General features: G+C 42.1%; 13 protein-coding genes. 4 read left to right on the forward strand and 9 right to left on the reverse strand.

Annotated elements, in window-relative coordinates; translation table 11 throughout:
• Nucleotides 1–3: 3 nt before the first annotated feature.
• Complete coding sequence (locus R8806_RS11565; protein WP_124316338.1) at nucleotides 4–1,167, reverse strand: FecR family protein; 1,164 nt, start codon at nucleotides 1,165–1,167, stop codon at nucleotides 4–6.
• A gap of 97 nt (nucleotides 1,168–1,264) precedes the next feature.
• Nucleotides 1,265–2,362: an AraC family transcriptional regulator gene (locus tag R8806_RS11570; RefSeq protein WP_151412079.1), complete on the reverse strand. Its 1,098-nt coding sequence runs from the start codon at nucleotides 2,360–2,362 to the stop codon at nucleotides 1,265–1,267.
• A gap of 241 nt (nucleotides 2,363–2,603) precedes the next feature.
• On the opposite strand from R8806_RS11570, the gene R8806_RS11575 reads away from it, so the two are divergent.
• Nucleotides 2,604–2,756 carry a hypothetical protein gene (locus tag R8806_RS11575; protein ID WP_164719591.1) on the forward strand — a complete coding sequence of 51 codons (153 nt, stop codon included), beginning with the start codon at nucleotides 2,604–2,606 and terminating at the stop codon, nucleotides 2,754–2,756.
• A gap of 30 nt (nucleotides 2,757–2,786) precedes the next feature.
• Here the strand turns inward: R8806_RS11575 and R8806_RS11580 are convergent, their stop codons facing one another.
• Nucleotides 2,787–3,371, reverse strand: coding sequence for an RNA polymerase sigma-70 factor (locus R8806_RS11580; RefSeq protein ID WP_229783007.1), 585 nt, complete (start codon nucleotides 3,369–3,371; stop codon nucleotides 2,787–2,789).
• A 615-nt stretch (nucleotides 3,372–3,986) separates the two neighbouring features.
• Here R8806_RS11580 and hisS point away from each other — a divergent pair.
• The 3 genes from hisS to R8806_RS11595 all read left to right on the forward strand — a co-directional run bounded on the left by hisS (nucleotide 3,987) and on the right by R8806_RS11595 (nucleotide 12,991).
• Complete coding sequence (hisS, locus tag R8806_RS11585; RefSeq protein ID WP_124316335.1) at nucleotides 3,987–5,357, forward strand: histidine--tRNA ligase; 1,371 nt, start codon at nucleotides 3,987–3,989, stop codon at nucleotides 5,355–5,357.
• Nucleotides 5,358–5,568: 211 nt separating this feature from the next.
• Nucleotides 5,569–7,068: a histidine ammonia-lyase gene (gene hutH / locus R8806_RS11590; RefSeq protein WP_124316334.1), complete on the forward strand. Its 1,500-nt coding sequence runs from the start codon at nucleotides 5,569–5,571 to the stop codon at nucleotides 7,066–7,068.
• 199 nt (nucleotides 7,069–7,267) lie between these two features.
• Nucleotides 7,268–12,991 carry an alpha-2-macroglobulin family protein gene (locus R8806_RS11595; RefSeq protein WP_124317736.1) on the forward strand — a complete coding sequence of 1,908 codons (5,724 nt, stop codon included), beginning with the start codon at nucleotides 7,268–7,270 and terminating at the stop codon, nucleotides 12,989–12,991.
• 52 nt (nucleotides 12,992–13,043) lie between these two features.
• On the opposite strand, the gene R8806_RS11600 is transcribed toward R8806_RS11595, so the two are convergent.
• The 6 genes from R8806_RS11600 to R8806_RS11625 all read right to left on the reverse strand — a co-directional run bounded on the left by R8806_RS11600 (nucleotide 13,044) and on the right by R8806_RS11625 (nucleotide 19,489).
• On the reverse strand, nucleotides 13,044–13,736 hold the full coding sequence (locus tag R8806_RS11600; RefSeq protein ID WP_087419711.1) for a response regulator transcription factor: 693 nt from the start codon (nucleotides 13,734–13,736) through the stop codon (nucleotides 13,044–13,046).
• Nucleotides 13,737–13,762: 26 nt separating this feature from the next.
• A complete protein-coding gene (locus R8806_RS11605; RefSeq protein WP_229783008.1) occupies nucleotides 13,763–15,364 on the reverse strand; it encodes a sensor histidine kinase in 1,602 nt (533 codons plus the stop codon).
• 161 nt (nucleotides 15,365–15,525) lie between these two features.
• Complete coding sequence (locus tag R8806_RS11610) at nucleotides 15,526–16,209, reverse strand: hypothetical protein (protein ID WP_124317861.1); 684 nt, start codon at nucleotides 16,207–16,209, stop codon at nucleotides 15,526–15,528.
• A 140-nt stretch (nucleotides 16,210–16,349) separates the two neighbouring features.
• On the reverse strand, nucleotides 16,350–17,645 hold the full coding sequence (locus R8806_RS11615) for a TlpA family protein disulfide reductase (protein ID WP_124317862.1): 1,296 nt from the start codon (nucleotides 17,643–17,645) through the stop codon (nucleotides 16,350–16,352).
• Between the two features lie 121 nt (nucleotides 17,646–17,766).
• Nucleotides 17,767–18,483 (reverse strand): tetratricopeptide repeat protein, encoded by a 717-nt coding sequence (locus tag R8806_RS11620; protein ID WP_317715687.1) that lies wholly within the window; start codon nucleotides 18,481–18,483, stop codon nucleotides 17,767–17,769.
• A complete protein-coding gene (locus tag R8806_RS11625) occupies nucleotides 18,464–19,489 on the reverse strand; it encodes a hypothetical protein (protein WP_317715689.1) in 1,026 nt (341 codons plus the stop codon). The genes R8806_RS11620 and R8806_RS11625 overlap by 20 nt, the downstream gene beginning before the upstream one ends.
• Nucleotides 19,490–19,519: the final 30 nt, after the last annotated feature.

Here is a 19,519-nt window from a genome sequence, read left to right on the forward strand (position 1 = left end):
TAATTATTCCTGTTTATTATTTACTTCACTCACCGTCACCACCCGGCCATTCACGCTAAAGCGTACCCGCGTGGTTTTCTCGATAATCGAGAATATCTTGTTTGCTGAATATTCCTTGTTAATCACCCCGGCAAAAGCAAAACGTTTCACCTTCTCGGAAGTAAAGAAGAAATCGATGTCATACCAACGTTCCAGTTGCACCGTGATCTCCTCCAACGTGGCTCCCTCGAAATAGAACTTCCCGTCGATCCATGCGGTATAAATAGACGTGTCGACCTCTTTTGTCTTAAAAGCCCCGTCTTTCCATTCCGCTTGTTGCCCCGGTAAAATAACTTCACCCTTCCCGGTCAACCGATCACCTACTCGCACCTTGCCACTCACGAGCGTCGTCCGTACAGCCTGTTCCGAAACATAAGCACTCACGTTAAAACTTGTTCCCAGTACACGCACATCCACCTCTTTCGCTTCCACGATAAAAGGCTTCGTAGTATCCTTCGCCACCTCGAAATACCCTTCCCCTTCCAGATACACCCGCCGCTCTTTTCCCTCGAAACGAGTCGGGAAACGAAGTCTCGATTCCGAATTCAAGTACACTTTCGAACCGTCAGCCAGAATCAATTGATACTCCCCTTTGCGGGGCACGATGATCGTGTTGTACTCGATCTTAGCGGGTGTCCCGGCCATCCGTTCATACGTCACGCTTTTAGAGGAATCGAGCCGGATGCGAACATCACCTTTATTCAGGATAGTGTCACCGGCAAGCAAGGATAAATCGATTCTTTCCCCTTGTTCCATAAGCAACACGGCACGAGGTGTTCCGGCTTCTATCTCCGGGACCACTCCCGCCACGAGAACATCCTTTTTCTCCCGTGAGTTTATCCATAAAATTCCGCCCAATAACAAAGGCAACATCACGGCAGCCACCCAACGCCATGCAACCACACGCCTCCGGTTCCGCCCCTCTCCCCGGTATTGCTTAACGATCCGCCACATTTTCTCTCGATCCGCCACCAACTCGTCTTTTTTCCGCATCCCGACCTCTCTCAACACACGCCTCACCCCGGTAAAATCCTCCTCCTTCCATATCCTCTCCCACTCGGCATCCCCCGGCTTAACCTTGCCCTCCAGTATCGCCCGTAACCAATCTTTCTCGTCTTTTGTACTCATACTATCTCGTTTTTTTAACGTAAAGCCTTCTCATCCGACTTTCTACACGTAAAGCGAGAAGTAGATCAATTAGGGTGAAAAGAAATCGTAATTTTTTTTAGAAATTTGTAATATTTCTCTTTTTTGCCCGTCGATAGCTATGATAGCAACCAAAACCGGCACGAATCGCCAACTCCGTCATGCACTCTCCCGCGTAAGTCGAATCGGCCAACAAAGACTCCATCTCTCGAAGACGGCAATCATTAATATAAGCATTAAAATTCATCCCGTACGTGCGGTTAATAAACGTGGAAAGATACGTGCGATTGGTCTGTAATCCCCCGGTCAGGTCCGTTATCTTCAATTCCGGGTTCAAGTAAGGCTTTTCCTCTCGCATATATTTCTCGAACCTTTCCTTATTCAAAAGCGGTGGTTTCTTGATAACCAAACGATCACCGGACGCCCCCCTCTCGCAAGGACACAAGACGTAATTCCCCACGATAACATTATAAGATATAATCGAGAACTGCAACAACAAAATACCGATCGGGAGAAAATCGACCCAATAACTTTCGGCAAAAAGAGGCTCCAATAGTGGCATACACAAAGAAACGAGAAACAAAAGCAACACGCTCCCTAACCAACGCAAGGGAGGCTCTCCCATGTCGCCCGACCGCTCCCGCGTAAGATGCCAGTAGCGGAACAAACGTTTCAGCCCCAGCAAAGTATAACAAAGACAAAACAGGAACGCCACCATCAATTGGGACGTGAAAAAACGAGTAAAATAAAAATAAACATCTTCCAGCGGACTATCCACGGCCACGATCGCTACCTGCACGTCCAAAGGTACGAAAAGGCTCCATACCAGAAGAGCAAACGGGATCAGCACGGGCAACCCGTAATGCCACGTGGAAAAACGCTCGGAAGAATCCACCCGTGTCAACCAGAAAACAACATGATAGAAGGTCACGGACATCATGATAAACGAACAATAACACAAGCTATTCAAATAAACGAAAAGACGAGGCGACCACGTATAGACAATCACACAGGCCCACCCGAAAGCAACCGAGAAATAGAAAAAGAATAGCCCCCGTTTCAAGTAACGCTCTTCCTCCTGCACGCTATCCTTATAAGTAAGGAGCATTAACAAGCAACAGGTCAGGGCCGAGATTACCGGAAACAGGTTCGTGAGAATCGATATCCATGTTTGCATACTCATATCACACAAATATATCAAAAAACGTGCAATAGCACCCTGTACAACAGATACTTTAATTATCATCATTCGTGCATTTCGTTCAAGATTCACGCACTGCAAGCCCGCTTCGAACGATTTGTCATGTTATCTTTTTTCACTTTTGAACGATTTGAACGGTCGATTTATATACTTTGCACATCCCGGTTTTCTTCTTTAACCTATTTTTACCGGAAAGAATTTATCATCTAAAAACACTATGGACGACGAAAACTTATTTGAAACCAACCTTGCCGATTCAGCTTGGCAATGGGATTTTATCGACTTCTGGGCACAACCCCTAAGTCAAAGAGGCATGAAACTTGGAAAGGAAAAAGACGACAAGGTGCCATCCCCGGAAAAGGATCAGTGACCTGTTCTTTTCCTGAAGAATGATCAAGACCTATTGTCCCGCCTCTTCCTTGAAAAAAGAATTACACAGGATTAACATGAAATTTTTATCCCGATCGCCAAACTCGGACTTAATTTTCTTGTAAGCCACCTTGACCTGTGTCTTCACCGTATTCACGGACACGCCCAATTGTTCGGACACGTCCTTGTAACTCAATCCCTCGATACATCCCAAAATAAAAATCTCCTTGCACTTGGGCGGCAAACTGTCCATCACGATCTGCAGCCGTTCGTACAACTCTTCGAAATTCTCGGAATCCTCACTCGATTCTTCTCCGGACGCCATCATTTCTCGCTGGTAGCGTCGCTCCACCTCCGCGTGAAGCTTACGATCGATACAAGAGTTTTTGACGGAACGACTTAAATAAGCATAAAGAGAACCAGAATGGGAAATTTTCGCCCGATTCACCCACAGGTAAATAAACGTGTCCTGCACGATGTCCTCTGCCTCCGCCCGGTCCCCGACAAAACCCAAAGCGTAAAGATACAGTTGTTCCGAGTAAGACTCGAAAAAAGAATTGAACGCACTCCAATCTCCTTCCTGCATTTTCCGGAACAAAACTAACTCATCCTGCATAAACCACATATTCTTATTGATAGCAAAAATAATGATTCTCTTTATATTTTACGCTCCCATGACAGGAAAATACGAAAATTCGTATATAATCGCTTCCCCCTTCTCCCGCTTTCAACTAGCCCTTCTCCCCCTTCCCACGACATCCGAACCTATTTTACCATATAACAAATATAGTACACGACACACCCTTGTTTCAAATATAATCGTATCAAAAATCAATTTTATCGAAGGTGAATGCTAGATGAATGCAGGATGAATGCTTCGTGGTCTAAATGAACTTATAGCAAAGTCTCTATAGAATTTCGGGCAAACATAGTTTAAAGCCATCGTAATACCAGCCCTTTCACAAAGCAATAATCTCCCATGTCCCATCTCACGCCCTTTCATCACCCTTTCATCGCCCTTTTACCATACACGATGAAGAGGGAGAAAAACCTGAAACAAGGTCTAGAGGAGATTATTACAGATATATATCCCAAACACTTCAATGGTTTTACCCTGAAAATACAGCAACACCCCATCGGTCATCAATATTTATTCCACCGAAGAGTTTCAAAAGAAATCAGAATCGTTTATATTTGCATCACTATTAAGATAAAAGCTAAAAAAGAAGACATGGCACAAACTCCATCTATTCCAAAAGGAACAAGAGACTATTCACCGGAAGTTATGGTGAAAAGGAATTATATATTCGACACGATCAAATCCGTATTCAAACTCTATGGTTACTTGCCGCTGGAAACTCCGGCAATGGAAAATCTTTCGACCCTTATGGGGAAATACGGCGAGGAAGGGGATAAATTACTTTTCAAGATACTGAACTCCGGGGATTTCTTGGCTCCTGTCACCAATAGCGAAGTGGAGGAACGCAATATTCCCCGGTTGACCAACAAGATTTGCGAGAAGGGATTGCGTTATGACCTGACCGTACCTTTCGCCCGATTCGTGGTACAACACCAAAATGAAATATCATTCCCGTTCAAGCGCTACCAGATTCAACCCGTGTGGCGGGCCGACCGTCCGCAAAAGGGACGCTATCGCGAGTTCTACCAGTGTGACGTGGATGTCGTGGGAAGCGATTCCTTACTGAACGAGGTGGAATTGGTTCAAATCGTGGACGAGGTGTACAAACGGCTGAAAATAAACGTACGCTTATTGATCAACAACCGGAAAGTGCTGGCCGGAATTGCCGAGACGATCGGGCATCCCGACAAGCTGGTTGACATCACCGTTGCCATTGACAAGATGGACAAGATCGGTGCAGAGAACGTGAACGCCGAACTCCGGGAAAAAGGAGTGTCAGAAGAGGCCATCGAGAAATTACAGCCGATTCTACACTTGGAAGGTTCCAACGAGGAGAAATTGACCCGCTTACAAGAAGTCCTGAAAGGCAGCGAAACCGGATTAAAAGGAGTTGCAGAACTCTCCACCGTGTTCCGTTACCTGAATCAACTGGACATCCAAACAGAAGTAAAACTGGACCTAACACTTGCCCGAGGTTTGAGCTACTACACCGGAGCCATTTTTGAGGTAAAAGCCAAGGACGTGGAGATCGGGAGTATCACCGGGGGGGGGCGTTATGACGACTTGACCGGTATCTTCGGGATGAAAAATATGTCGGGTGTCGGTATATCTTTCGGAGCCGACCGTATCTTCGACGTGATGAACCAACTGGACATCTTCCCCAAGGATTCCACGGCAACTACCCGTGTACTTTTCGTGAACTTCGGAGAAAAAGAAGAGGCTTTCTGTCTTCCCGTGCTGAAAACCCTACGGGCCGCGGGAATCAACTCCGAGATATACCCTGAAGCCGCCAAGATGAAGAAGCAAATGACTTACGCCGACAAAAAGAGTATTCCCTACGTGGCCTTAGTCGGTGAAAACGAAATAAACAATAACGTGGTCACGCTGAAAAATATGCTCACCGGAGAACAAGAAAGTGTAGCCGTTTCCAGCTTGGTTGACAAACTTAAAAGCGAGAATTAAAATATGCAACTCTATCGCAAAGAACAACGTCCGCTGAAAAGCCACGGATTTGATGTCAGATTCCCGTGATCGGGCATCTAACGGTTGCAAGTTACAAGTTCACAAGTTACAAGTTTAAATCACTTGCAACCTGAAGAATCGAAGATTCAACCTGTAACTTATTATGTGTGTGCGCAATTTTCAATTTCTAATTTTCAATTTTCAATTAATTATGACTCATTATATAACCCCAGAGAAATTAACTTTCGAGCAAATCGAAAAAATCTTAACTAAAAAGTATAAGTTAGCTTTATCAGACGAAAGCAAAAAACTGATCAATGATTGCAAGGCTTACTTGGATCACAAGATCGCAACTTCAGACAAACCGTTGTACGGGATCACGACCGGGTTCGGCTCTCTATGCAAAATTTCTATCTCGCAAGAAGACTTAAGCCAATTACAGGCTAATTTGGTAATGTCTCACGCTTGCAGCTTGGGAGAACCCGTGCATAAAGATATTATCCGTTTGATGCTGTTGTTGAAGGCTCATGCTCTCTCTTTAGGAAAATCCGGGGTACAACAAGTGACAGTAGAACGTATTATCGATATGTTCAACCATGACGTTCTTCCCGTGGTGAAAGAGTTGGGTTCTTTGGGTGCATCCGGGGACTTGGCCCCACTGGCAAACTTGTTCTTGCCGTTGATCGGAGAGGGTGAAGTATTCTACAAGGGAAAAATCTATCCAGCAAAAGAAATTAATGCCAAATTTGGCTGGGAACCCATCCAACTGGGAGCCAAAGAAGGATTGGCCTTGTTGAACGGTACTCAATTCATGAGTTCTCATGCTGTTTACGCTTTATTGAATGCCTTCAAAGTGGTAAAATACGCTGACATTATCGGGGCGTTATCACTGGAAGCATACGACGGACGTATCGACCCGTTCTTGCCGCAAATCCACGAGGCCCGTCCTCATCCGGGACAAATTGAAACGGCCCGCAATATCCGCACCTTACTGGAAGGTTCAGAATTCCAGAAAATGGAAAAAACTCACGTGCAAGACCCGTACTCTTTCCGCTGTATGCCGCAAGTGCACGGGGCAGTGAAAGACACCGTGGCTTACGTGGCCTCTGTCGTTGAACGGGAAATCAACTCGGTAACCGATAACCCGACGATTTTCATGGAGGATGACTTGATCATTTCCGGGGGTAATTTCCACGGTGAACCGCTAGCACTGGTATTAGATTTCTTGAGCATCGCTATTGCCGAATTGGGTAGTATCTCTGAAAGACGGGTATACCGTTTGATTGCCGGAGATCGTAAAACACCTGAATTCCTCGTTGCCAATTCCGGCTTGAATTCCGGTTTCATGATCCCGCAATACGCCGCTGCCGCTATCGTCAGCAAGAACAAACAATTATGTTCCCCGTGTTCCGTGGACTCCATCCCGTCATCCAACGAGCAGGAAGACCATGTCAGCATGGGTGGTAATGCCGCAACCAAGACCGTGAAAGTGATCGAGAACGTGGAACGCGTGTTAGCTATCGAATTGATGAATGCCGCACAAGCCATCGATATGCAACGTCCGACGAAAACATCTGAATATCTGGAAAACTTCTTGGCAGAATTCCGTACCATCGTACCGTTCAACAGCCAAGACCGGGTAATGTACCAAGACATTGAGGCCGCCGTTGAATTCTTGAAACAAGGAGAATTTGAAGGATTTAAAAATTAGGTGATTTAAAATCTTAAATCTAAAAATCTAAAATTAGAGAGGGGTCTCCCTCTCTTTTTTGTTTATTTTAAAATTCATCATACATTTTTTATTCGTACATTTATGGAATTTCTGTTCTCCCCGCATCTATGTAATAACATTTCCTCCGGGAATTGCGAATAAACATAGAAAGGAAAAGTATAATTAAACAGATCACGATATGATGAAAAGATTACTTATTATCACGGTATTATTATTCGGCGCACTCGTCGCTTTCGGACAACGAGATGTTTCCGACAAAGAGAACGAGGCAGCACCGAAAACAGCCTTAATCGAGGCACAAAAGGATTATCAGAAAGCAATAAAAGAAAAAAACTCTCCGCTACTGATTCAATCATTAATCCGCCAGATCAAATACCAATCTTTGATTGACATGGACAGTATTCCTCCCATGTTGCAAAACTTGGAAGAATACATTGAAACAGACCAAAATATTGTTGAAAAAAGCATTCTCCACTCGTTATTGGCAGAACTTTATCAAATGTACTTCGATACCCAGCGAGGCAAGATCAATCGCAGGACACCAATCACGGGTTACATACCTCGCAATATGGCAGAATGGACAGGTAACATATATAGAGAAAAAATATTCCAACATGCACTGGACGCGGTAAAAGCCCAAGCCCAACTCTCCGAGGTAAATTGTCTTACCTATAAAGAAATTCTTATACTCGGGAAAAACTCTCCGGCACTTCGCCCAACGATGTACGATTTTCTCGTGTATCGCAGTATTGACATTCTAAACACTATTTCTCGTTACGATAGACAGGAACTGCTCACGAACAAGCAACTACTGTTCGCCCCGGTAAAGGAATTTGTCCAAATGCCCATCGAGGTAAAAAAGATGGATGCTTATTCAAACACGCTCAAACTTTATCAATCGTTATTACAATCTGAAATTGCGGCTCAACGCACGGATGCCATTCTTATTTCCGATCTGGACCGTTTGGAGTACGCAAACAATATCATCGGTTTAAGTCTGAACGATTCCTTATACATTCAGGCTTTAGAACAATTATCACAACAATATAGCAAGAACCCTTACAAAGTTGAAATTCTTTACAAACTTGCCCAATATTATTACCAAGGAAATTATATTTCAAGTAATAGAGATACTCAAAAAGCCTTAGATATATGTAATAGCGGTATTCGTCAGTTTCCCAAGTATTTCCGGATAGACATTTTAAAACAATTAGCCAAGGAAATCACCCAAACTACCCTATCTTATTCTATAAATCCCAACGTGTACCCGGGACACAAACAAGAGGTGAACCTATCCTTCAAAAACTTATCAGAGATTTCAATCTCACTGTACAAAATCACGGAACCCACTCTGGAATACTTGAATTTGAACAAAAGAGTTCCGAAACTGGAAAAAATATCGACTCACACGTATCGTCTTCCCAAGCGACTGGATTCTCAGGACACGATTCTACGACTTCCCGTACCTAACACGGGACGCTACCAGTTAACCGTGTCTTACGCAAATAATTCCAAAGCGGACTCATCCTATTTCAGTTCCAGCCATCTATCTACCATTGCCCGTAAAACGGGAGAAACAACTTATAATGTCCTCGTTTGTGATCTCATCAGCGGGAAACCCATCGAAGGCGCAAAAGTAAAAATCTACAAGAGAAACGGACAAAAGTACAGTCTCGCGAGAGAATTTTCTTCCGACAGAAACGGGATTGCCACGTTGAATGAATCCAATCCTGACAATTATTACCAAGTAACCTTGGGAGAAGATAATCACGGCACGATAAATCGCCTTCCCTACCAATACTTTGGCCGTACGGATGAGCGATCATCATCGGTAAACCTTTTCACGGACAGGGCAATATACCGCCCCGGACAAATAGTATATTTCAGCGGCATCAGTTGGGAAGCCACCCAAAACGCATCCAAAGCGATTGTCGGGAAAAACTACACGGTAACTTTACAAGACGTGAATCAACAGGTTATCGCGGAACAAGAAGTCCGGACAAACAAGTTCGGTTCCTTCGCTGGAAAGTTCACCTTGCCCAAAGAAGTATTGAATGGTATGTTTATCATCTCTACCGATGGAGGTAGCCAAATGATCACCGTGGCAGAGTACAAACGTCCGAAATTCGAGATCACGTTTACCCCGCTAAAGGATGCCTATAAATTAGGGGACCGGCTTACCGTTTCCGGTATTGCCAAAACTTATTCCGGTGTCAACATCGAAAATAGCAAGGTTACCTATACCGTACAAACCCGTACTTTTGATTGGAGCCTTCAGGAAAATACGATTGCAACAGGAAAAACACAAACGAATGCAAAAGGAGAATTTGAAATTTCTTTCCAAACGAAAGAATCACCCAATACACCTACAATATACAGAGGATTCGAAACTTACACAGTTTCCGTCACGATTACAACGTCCAACGGGGAAACTCAGGAAGCACAATACCCGATTATCATCACAAATCAACGTTATCAGTTAAACTCCCTCATAACCCCTGAAATCAATAAAGATCTTCCAAGTAAGATTCTGGTTACAACCCAAAATCAACTCGGTTATCCTTTGACAGAAAATATCACATACGAACTATTCTTTCTTAAACCGTTACAAAAGTTAGGAGAGCAATACGACGAAGGGAATCCACCCATTGACAAAAAAGTTCGAGAAGGAACGTTCACGACTGGAGAAGACAAAAAACTGGAAATGAACTTGTCGTCCTTGCCTTCCGGTGCATACTTGTTGAAATTTACAGGGACAGGAAACGATAAAGATATTACTTACCAAAGAATCGTCTATCTGTATTCCACTCAAGACAAACGTCCTCCCTATCCAACTTACTATTGGTGCGTGCAAGAGAAAACGGTATGTGTCCCCGGCGAAGATGCCAAAATTCTGGTGGGTTCGTCCGCTAAAGAAGTATATGTATTATATGAGGTATATTCCAATCAGAAATTCATGGAACGCAAACGCTTCATGCTGAACAATTCCTATACAACGCTGTCTATTCCTTACAAGGAAACTTACGGCCCAACAGCAGATGTCTTTATCAGTTACATAAAGGATAACAAATTCTTCCTAGAAAACATTACTTTAACTCGTAAAGAAACAAGCAAACAACTGGATATTACCACGAAAACATTCCGGGATCACCTTACCCCCGGACAACAAGAAGAATGGTCATTTGTGGTCAAAACAGAACAAGGAAAAGCTGTCATAGCTGAAATGATGGCAAGTATGTACGATGCCTCGCTGGATAAAATCCATTCACATCGCTGGAACTTCAATCCCGTCTATTCCACCTATAGCATGCCCCCCAGATGGAGATATACTACCTATCCGCTAAACGGTTATTTAAGCGAACGCATCAAATGGGCAAATGTCCCCAGATTTGAATATGATGTATTAAATCTATATGGCCTAAATCAGTTTGGATTCTCTAACGAGGCACAGATCATGGTAAGAGGATACGATGGAGTACCGGGAGCCTTAGCGGAAGAATCTACGACAGAAGACGTAGCGGTTGTTGCTTTCGGAAAAGTAGCAGGAGTTTCCAACTTAAGTAATTCCGACACGAGATTCTACATCAGAGGCTTATCTTCTTTTAAAGAATCCGGAGACGAGGCCTTTGTAGCCGGCGAACTTGCTTCCCCGGAAATCAGACAAAATTTCCAAGAAACAGCCTTTTTCTTCCCTCAGCTCCTGACAGATTCGACCGGTAACGTGGTAATCAAATTTACAGTACCGGAATCAAACACTACATGGAAATTTATGGCCTTGGCACACACACCGACCATGCAATTCGGACAAATTGAAAAATTCGTCGTTACAAGCAAGAAATTTATGGTCAACACGAACTTACCACGCTTTGTACGTACAGGTGATAAAGTCGTGTTACAAACCACGATCAACAATCTCACACCGGAAGAGCAACAAGGAGAAGCTTACCTTGAGTTATTTGTTCCCTCTACGAACGCCGTAGTCAGCAAACAACAGGTTGCATTTAACGTGAAGGCTGAGGAAAATCAAACCATCAGTTTTGAATTCACCGCCCCGAAAAACATGGATTTACTCGGGTGCCGTATTGTTGCTTCTTCTTCGGAATTCAGTGATGGAGAACAGCATGTACTACCCGTGGTTCCCGATGCAACCCTAGTTACCCAGACTTTACCTATATTCACGCACCAACAGGGGCAACAAACATTCAAGCTGAATGCCCCGAAAGGTGTTACCCCGTACCGTCTGACACTGGAACTCACGGCCAATCCGATATGGTACGCGGTATTGGCATTACCGACAATAAACACGCCCCAGACAGACAACGTAACGGAGATCACGGCATCCTATTATGTCAGTACACTTGCCACGGCTATTGCTAACGCAAACCCGCAAATCACAAATACCATCCGGCAATGGATGCAGAAACCAGACGCAGCACTGACCTCTCCGCTAGAAAAGAACCAGGAATTGAAATCTATCCTGTTGCAACTTTCACCTTGGGTAACCGAAGCCCAGAATGAAACCCAACAGATGCGTTCCCTTGGAGAACTTTTGGATGTCAACCGTCAAAACTACATTTCGCAACAGGCTATCAACAAACTTGCCGAACTACAAAATGAAGATGGCGGGTGGTCTTGGTTTAAAGGATTTACTTCCAGCACATTCATGACAGAAAACGTGCTTGAAGCCATGGCAAGACTTGTAACACTAAATATCACAAGTCACCCGGAGCAGGTGAAAAAGATGCAGATCAAAGCACTACAATTTCTGGATAAACAAATACAGGAATCATACAAACACGTGAAGACAGCCGGATATTCTCAGATATTGTACCTGTACACACGTAGCGCATACCGGGATATTCCATTAACAAATGCATTGGAAGCTCACAAGTATTATCTCAATCAACTGGAGACGTCATGGACACAACTTTCCCTTTACGAAAAGGCCTTGACCGCCATTGCCATGGAACGTTACGGGAAAACGGATATTGCAAAACAAATCATTCGTTCTCTGAAAGAATATTCCACGATAACTCCCGAAATGGGAATGTACTGGGCAAACAACCGTTCTAGCCTGTTCACGAATTCCGCCATTCAAACCCACGTGGCTGTCATGAGCGCTTTCCGGGAAATTGAAGGTAATTCCACGGACACGGAATTAATGAAACAATGGTTACTGCGCCAGAAACAAACTCAAAGCTGGGGATCAACCCCAACCACAGTAGATGCCGTTTATGCCTTGTTACTCACTGGCAATAATCAATTAGCTTCTCCGGAAGATCTAAGCGTCAAACTCGGAAACAAGAACTTGAACATCTCCCCGGAAGAAACAACGCTCGGTTACATCAAGCAGACTTTCACGGGTAAAGAAATTACCCCGAAGATGATGAACGTAACCCTTTCAAAGAAACGGCAACAAGCAAGTTGGGGAGGTTTATATTTACAATACTTTGAGAAATTAGACAAGATTACCAGTCATTCAGGTGAAATCTCCGTGAAGAAAGATCTCTTCATCCAGAAAGAAGGTGATAATGGAAATACATTGACACCACTGACAGGACAGAATTTACAGGTCGGAGACCGAATTTGCATCCGTATCACAGTAACCAATGATCAAGATATGCAATTCGTACATCTGAAAGATCTGAGAGCCGGATGCTTCGAACCCACGGAACAACTCTCGGGTAACCGCTGGCAAGATAATCTTGGTTACTACCAAGAAACCACGGATGTTGCAACAAATTTCTTCTTTGATTTTCTTCCTAAAGGCACGCACGTGTTCGAGTACACGGTGTGGATCGCCCAAAGAGGAACTTATCAAGATGGTATTGCCACATTACAATGTGTCTATGCTCCACAATATTCAGCGAACAGCGATGCGGGAAGTGTCACCATTCAATAGATAAAAAGAAAAGTTGAGGATTTGATCCTCAACTTTTCTTTTTATAATCATCTTACTTTTCTTCCAGAATTAAACGGAAACCTGATCCGTGTACATTCTCAATTTTGATTGCTGGATCATCCTTAAAATATTTTCTCAACTTGGTCACGTAAACATCCATACTACGGGCCGTAAAATAATCGCTGGCTCCCCAGATCTCGTTCAACGCCTTATCCCGTTGTAACAGGCCATCCCGATGATAGTATAATAATTCCAGCAAACGAGACTCTTTCGGGGTCAACTTGATAACTTCATCACCTTTTGTAATCGTACGCAACTCCGTGTTAAACAGGTAAGCTCCCAACTCGATCAATTTAGGTTTTACTTCTGTTTCCTCGTGTTCGCAACGACTGAGAATAGCTTTAATCTTAAAGATCAACAACTCGGAATCAAACGGCTTAACAATATAATCATCTGCCCCAATTTCGTAACCTAATTTCATGTCATCCTTCATACTTTTAGCAGTGATATACACGAAAGGTACCGTAACGTCCAGCTCCCGGATTTTCTTTCCTAAAGTAAAACCATCCATCTCGGGCATCATCACATCCAATAGACACAAATCGAACTTTTCCTTACGAAATGCTTCAAAGCCATCGACTCCGTTCGTGCAGTGTATCACATCGTAATCGGATAACTCCAAATAAGATTTCAGAACCGACCCGAAACAAGGATCGTCTTCTACCAAGAGTATTTTATGTCCCATATCTATTTATTTATATATTTACTATTTCAACTCTCCATTTTAAAAATAATCTCTACTTGAGTCCCCTTATTCTTCTTTGAGGTTAACTGGATCTCTCCACCATGCAATTCCACGATCGATTTCGCATAGCTCAATCCCAATCCGAACCCTTTCACGTTATGCACGTTCCCGCTAGGCACCCGATAGAAACGTTTGAACACCTTGTCCTGCGCCTCTTTCGGAATTCCGATTCCTGTGTCCCGAACTCCAATAATAAAACGGTTACCCTCCTGTTTCGTGTATATGTATATATTCAACGAATCATGGGAATATTTGATGGCATTATCAATCAAATTACAGACAACATTCAACATATGTACCTCGTCCGCAGATATTACATAACCTTCCGGATCTAGCTCAGCTCGAATTACTCCTCCCTTCTCTTCGACTTGTAGTCTGAAATGTTCCACGGCCTCATCCACCAACACGTTCAAGTTTACAGGAACTTTTTTCAAATGTACTTCTCTCCGGTCCAGCTTAGCCTGCAACAAGATTCTTTCCACGTATTTATTCATCCGCTCGTTCTCGTTACGGATCATTGAATTAAACTTCAATATCTGTGTTCGATCGTTCAACACCTTTTCTTTCTCAATAGCAGACGTGGCCAGTGAAATCGTTGCCAACGGGGTCTTGAACTCGTGTGTCATGTTATTGATAAAATCATTCTTGATCACGGACAATTTCTGCTGCCGCATGATAATCACGATCGTAATAATAAACACACTCATCAAACCGATAATACAAAAACCCGAAGCGATAAACATCCATCCCATATTATTATAGAAAAGAGAATCTCTCGTATCAAACATCACACACAGGTTAGCATCTTTCGTGGTCTGGTCATTGGGGAACAACTCCACGTAATAGAATCCTTTTGTTCCCTTTTCCTTGATATATTGTACGATCTGCTCCCGGGTCATAATCTTCCACGTGAACGGGTTATCAATTCCCGTGTTGATCATTTCCTCTTTCAAGTAAGGATTCAAATCAACATTCTCCAAGCGTTTCTCCACCTGCGCCATCTGCGGATCTTTCTCCCTCAAATAACGAATTACAAACTCCCGTACCAGATCCATCATTCGCTGGCGCTCTAATGAATCGGCTAATCTTTCGGCCTCCGATGTCGCAGAACGCATCACTTGATAAAGGATATTATTATCCCGGTCAGTTTCCAAGATATAACCGGGACCCATCCGTCCTCCCGGATTCATAAAAATCCTCAACATACTAGAGATATTCCCTCCCTGCCCTTCTCCAACTTTACCTTTAGAGAAGGCAAGCGAAAAAAGAGAGATTCCATTATTGCCCGGGTCTTCATCCGCCAATACAGAATCCTGAGCATGATTCATTGTAGAAATAACTTCCTCCACCTGCGTGTAGCGTTCTTTCAAATCATTAAAAAGACGGATATTATTGGTTTGCTCGACCAGATTGACAGCTTTCCCTAAAACATCGTACACCTTTGAGGTGAAACGAGCCTCACCTTCCCGCATACTGTATTTCATCCAAATCCATTGCACGCTCACCACCGCAATAAAAGCGATAAGCATAATGATAGATAATATTCTGATTATTATTTTTTTAATCATAAGCTGCCATATACAATCAGCGAAAATAGCATTTTTTATTTCATCATGCAATGACTTGAAAAGAAAATATCATGAAAAAGAGGTACCCGGGTAAGGTACCTCTAAAAAACAACTAAGTAATAAAAACGGGAAAATTAAAACCACCATAATGGTTTTATGCTTTATTTCAGTTTGCTCTCTAACACTTTATAAATGTTACTTTCTTTATTTTCAACAGTCATTTTGTTGAACAGTTTCTTTTGCAAATCCAAACTATCCACTAACTGGTCTTTAATCAAAAATAAAGAAATTTCTTTACGCGGGTTAGCAACAATCAAATCTCTTGTCCAATTGGCTTGTTTTTTCAGGAAACGTTGTTTTTGCAACTGGTGAATACCCAACATAACCTCGTCATCCTTGGAAAGTTTCTCTTTCTTGCTGATCTTCTCGATACGCTTGTCGATCTTGGCAATATCTTCACCAAATCTTTCCTTGTACATTTTCTTGATTTCCTTGTACTCATCCATCAAACCAGAACCATCAGCTTCGATTTGATCCGGGAATTTGATTTTACCTTTGATCCAGATCATATCTTTTGTATCCAGAATAGCCTCAACCGTAGCCTTTCCATCAATATCAACCCATACTCTTCCCGGGATTTTAAACTGATCTGTTCTTAAATCTATTTTACCATCTTTCACCTCTTGTTGAGCCAAAATCGTCAAACCCGGTTCGCCCGGCATCTCTGCCAGTAATTTTACAGTTCCGTTCAGTCCTTCTACTTCTCCCCGTACTTTTACCGTATCACTATCGCATGCACAGAACAAAAGTGTGGCAAGTACTAAAAATAAACTAAATCTTTTCATAATAAATAAGTTTTATCTCCCATCCATGTTTTACCATGAATGTAAATTTCATCTGTTATTTTATCAAGCTCTTATAATAAACCATACATCACAGCGAGCAATATTACCCCCTGTAAACATGGACAAATATACAAAAAAATTTATAACCCCACACTTCTTAAAAGTAATTTAGCAGAGCTTGATGGTTTCGGTGCATCAACATCGACAATTCGCCCCTCCGGATCAATCAGCATATAGCGGGGCATTACAGTAACCATATAGCGAGAATAGAAAGCATACGTGTTGTTTACGACATAATGTTCTCCGGGGAGACTTTTTACTTGTCCCAGCCATTGGGAAGGCCCCATGCAAAAAGTAGCGAAAAGAATATTCTTATCCTTATACTCTTCAACAAGCTTTGTCCACTCAGCCTGAACCTCCTTATCCATCTCTCCATAGCTAGAAGCCCAAACATATATATATAGGAATTTACCCCTCAAATCTTTTAAATACAATGCTTTCCCGTCACTATCCTGTAAAGAAATATTCGGAGCGGTAGCCCCCGGAGACAGCTTACGCCAGCGATCTACCAGTTGTTTTATCTTCACCATTTTACTGGTGTCAGACACTTCATTCCAACATACTGCCAATAAATAATCGGCATCTTTTAACCCGTTTTCCTGAAAATAATTATAAACAACCTCGGATAATAAATAATCCCGAACCTTTACACTATTGACATTTGAGCGGATATAATTAACCAAGCGACGCATACTGAAGTTTTGTCCCTTGTAATAAATATAAGTCAAAACAAAACGTTGATAGCTATCAAAAGCTAACATATCTTCGTTATTAATGTCAAACTCGGACACGAAATTATCATACAATGCTCCCGGTTTATACAATGTATCAAAAGCCACATGACTACGAGGATAATGTATTGCCTGTTCTGCAACACGATACCTAATCCGTTCCCGTTCCTGCTTTGTGAATTCTTCTCCCAAGTTCTTTGCCTCTAACAAAACGATACTAGTATTAATATTTTCCCGCATCCTATTCACAAAATCCTTTTCGTTCAGTTTATATAAATTAGGATCATAAATATGATATCGATTTTGTTGTTCCTTCAAATAAGTATTGATCGCACTCAACGTACCTTTAAACTGCAAGGAATTGGACACATTCCTCACGTTATTCATACTGATTTCTAAATCTTCTCCGGGTGTTAAAAAAACTTGAATTGAATAAGGAATGAAACGAGCATAGGTACCCTTTTCCAGTTCTATCTTACCGGAAAAATAATGTTTCTCATCCAAGCGAAACTTATGAAGGCTATCATTTACTTGAAAATAAACAACAGTATCACCCGTCTCTACCCGGCCCGACACTTGTACGCTTTTATTACGGGTACAAGCAACGAAAAGAATAATAATTATTATACCTACAAAACTCCTCATGCGTCAACACATTAATTTTTAGAATACAAAGATATATATTCAGCAAAAAACTATGTGTTAAAAAAAAGGTAAATAAAAAAGGCAACCGCATGGTTGCCTTTTTGCATATCTTAACAGATAATTATTTTGTTATTGCAATGAAGTCGTTGTTTTCAAAGAATTTTGCAAATTCCATATCGGTTGCAGCCAATTGTTTGAATGAACCATCCAAAGAACATGCTTTTCTCAAGTTCTCGATTACTGCAGTAGCATCATTGGTTCTAGCACCAATAACAGCTTTCAAGTAATAAGACATCGGACATTCTTTGTTTTCAGCATTCAATTTCTTCAATGCCTCGTTATTATTTCCAGCAAGCACGTTAGCTAAAGCAGCATTCACGCAATTGCATTGACCGAAATAATTTACAGCAGCAGCATAGTCACCACTCTTAATAGCCACGATACCTTTGTTATAGTTAACTTCGTCACCAGCACCGGTAGCAGCACCGAAATAAATTTCAGCTTGTTTCAAATCACCATTCTTCAAAGCTACTGCACCCAAGTTGTTTTGAACAACCGGATTGTTAGCTGACATAGAGTTAGCTTTATTGAAATTAGATTGAGCAGCAGCGATATTACCCATTTCAAATTGAATCATACCAGCATCATTGAAACCTCTCCAGTCATTCGGGAATTGTCTCATGCAAGTTTCATAGATAGCCAATTTGTCATTGTTGTTATCGAATAAAGTTGCAGAATAAAGCAATTCCTCAACATTCAATTCTGCAGGACTTGATTTAGCTAAAGCTTTCAATTCATCATCTGACTTACCAATCAATTCAGTATTTACAACAAACAAAGATCTTCTTAATTTCGGAAGGATTCTGATCAGCAACAACTGCGAAAGCAGAGGCGATATTCTTGATTTCTCTTTCTCTTACTTCCGGATCAGAGTGCATAGACAAAACGCGAAGAATCAATTCTTTATCTTGGATATTTGATTCCTCCATAGCTTTTTTGAATCCGTCCCAGTCTTCAGCTACAACGAAATTCTTGAAGAAGTTCTCGTCTTTATACTGATCAACTTTACCTTTCTTCATTTGTTTTTTCAAGAAAGTAGAAGAACTCTTTTCACGTTGGTTAGCTAATTTCTCGTTGAAGTCATAAGCACCATCAGGAGAAGCGTATGATCTAACATCAATTCCGTTCAAGTTCATATTTTCTTTAGCTGCAGCTTCTTTGATGTAAGCCTCTAACTTTTTCATTTCCTCAGAAGTCATTTCTTTAGAACGAATGTTTGCAGAGTTAATCAAATAATAGATAGCAGCCTCTTCTTGTTGTTTGATAATCCGTTGGAATTTATCCTCTCCGACTGAAGTTGCAGGAGCATTTACTACTAAAGTTTCAGTAGCAATCACACCATCACCAATTTTTCTCGGATCGAATTTCACGGTTTTAGCGCCTTTTGCCCCGGTAATATCGATTTCCAAATCAGAAAGTCTCATTGCATCCTCGTAAGGAATACGGCTCATGTAAGAAACGGTCTTACCAGTTTCGTAAGGAATCACTTCTGCATTACCCTGAACTTTCTCACCTTGGATAGCTTTCATTTCATAAGCTTTCTCTCCTCCTTTGAAACGCAATACAGGGGTAGCCTCAATAGCCACTTTTTTGTTAAAATATTTAGCCGGGAAAGTTACGTCTATCTTCAAATCAACCATTCCTCCTTTAGCCACTAATGTCTCCGGAGTAACAGAATACGTGATTTCTCCTGCACGTTTCTTCATTTTATTCAATGAAGAACAGGACACAGTTATTAACCCAGATAAGGCAACAACGGCAACAAAACCTAATGTTTTTTTCATACTCGTCTTAATTTTTATTGTAATACTCAA

Source organism: Butyricimonas faecihominis, from assembly GCF_033096445.1.
Taxonomy (GTDB): domain Bacteria; phylum Bacteroidota; class Bacteroidia; order Bacteroidales; family Marinifilaceae; genus Butyricimonas; species Butyricimonas faecihominis.

What these genes read in the sequence shown, in the direction of transcription:
- R8806_RS11575 (WP_164719591.1), top strand. Translation starts at nt 2,604, where the DNA reads ATGGACGACGAAAACTTATTTGAAACCAACCTTGCCGATTCAGCTTGG.
- R8806_RS11605 (WP_229783008.1), bottom strand. Translation starts at nt 15,364, where the DNA reads ATGATTAAAAAAATAATAATCAGAATATTATCTATCATTATGCTTATC.
- R8806_RS11625 (WP_317715689.1), bottom strand. Translation starts at nt 19,489, where the DNA reads ATGAAAAAAACATTAGGTTTTGTTGCCGTTGTTGCCTTATCTGGGTTA.
- hutH (WP_124316334.1), top strand. Translation starts at nt 5,569, where the DNA reads ATGACTCATTATATAACCCCAGAGAAATTAACTTTCGAGCAAATCGAA.
- R8806_RS11595 (WP_124317736.1), top strand. Translation starts at nt 7,268, where the DNA reads ATGATGAAAAGATTACTTATTATCACGGTATTATTATTCGGCGCACTC.
- R8806_RS11565 (WP_124316338.1), bottom strand. Translation starts at nt 1,167, where the DNA reads ATGAGTACAAAAGACGAGAAAGATTGGTTACGGGCGATACTGGAGGGC.
- R8806_RS11580 (WP_229783007.1), bottom strand. Translation starts at nt 3,371, where the DNA reads ATGCAGGATGAGTTAGTTTTGTTCCGGAAAATGCAGGAAGGAGATTGG.
- hisS (WP_124316335.1), top strand. Translation starts at nt 3,987, where the DNA reads ATGGCACAAACTCCATCTATTCCAAAAGGAACAAGAGACTATTCACCG.
- R8806_RS11610 (WP_124317861.1), bottom strand. Translation starts at nt 16,209, where the DNA reads ATGAAAAGATTTAGTTTATTTTTAGTACTTGCCACACTTTTGTTCTGT.
- R8806_RS11615 (WP_124317862.1), bottom strand. Translation starts at nt 17,645, where the DNA reads ATGAGGAGTTTTGTAGGTATAATAATTATTATTCTTTTCGTTGCTTGT.
- R8806_RS11570 (WP_151412079.1), bottom strand. Translation starts at nt 2,362, where the DNA reads ATGCAAACATGGATATCGATTCTCACGAACCTGTTTCCGGTAATCTCG.
- R8806_RS11600 (WP_087419711.1), bottom strand. Translation starts at nt 13,736, where the DNA reads ATGGGACATAAAATACTCTTGGTAGAAGACGATCCTTGTTTCGGGTCG.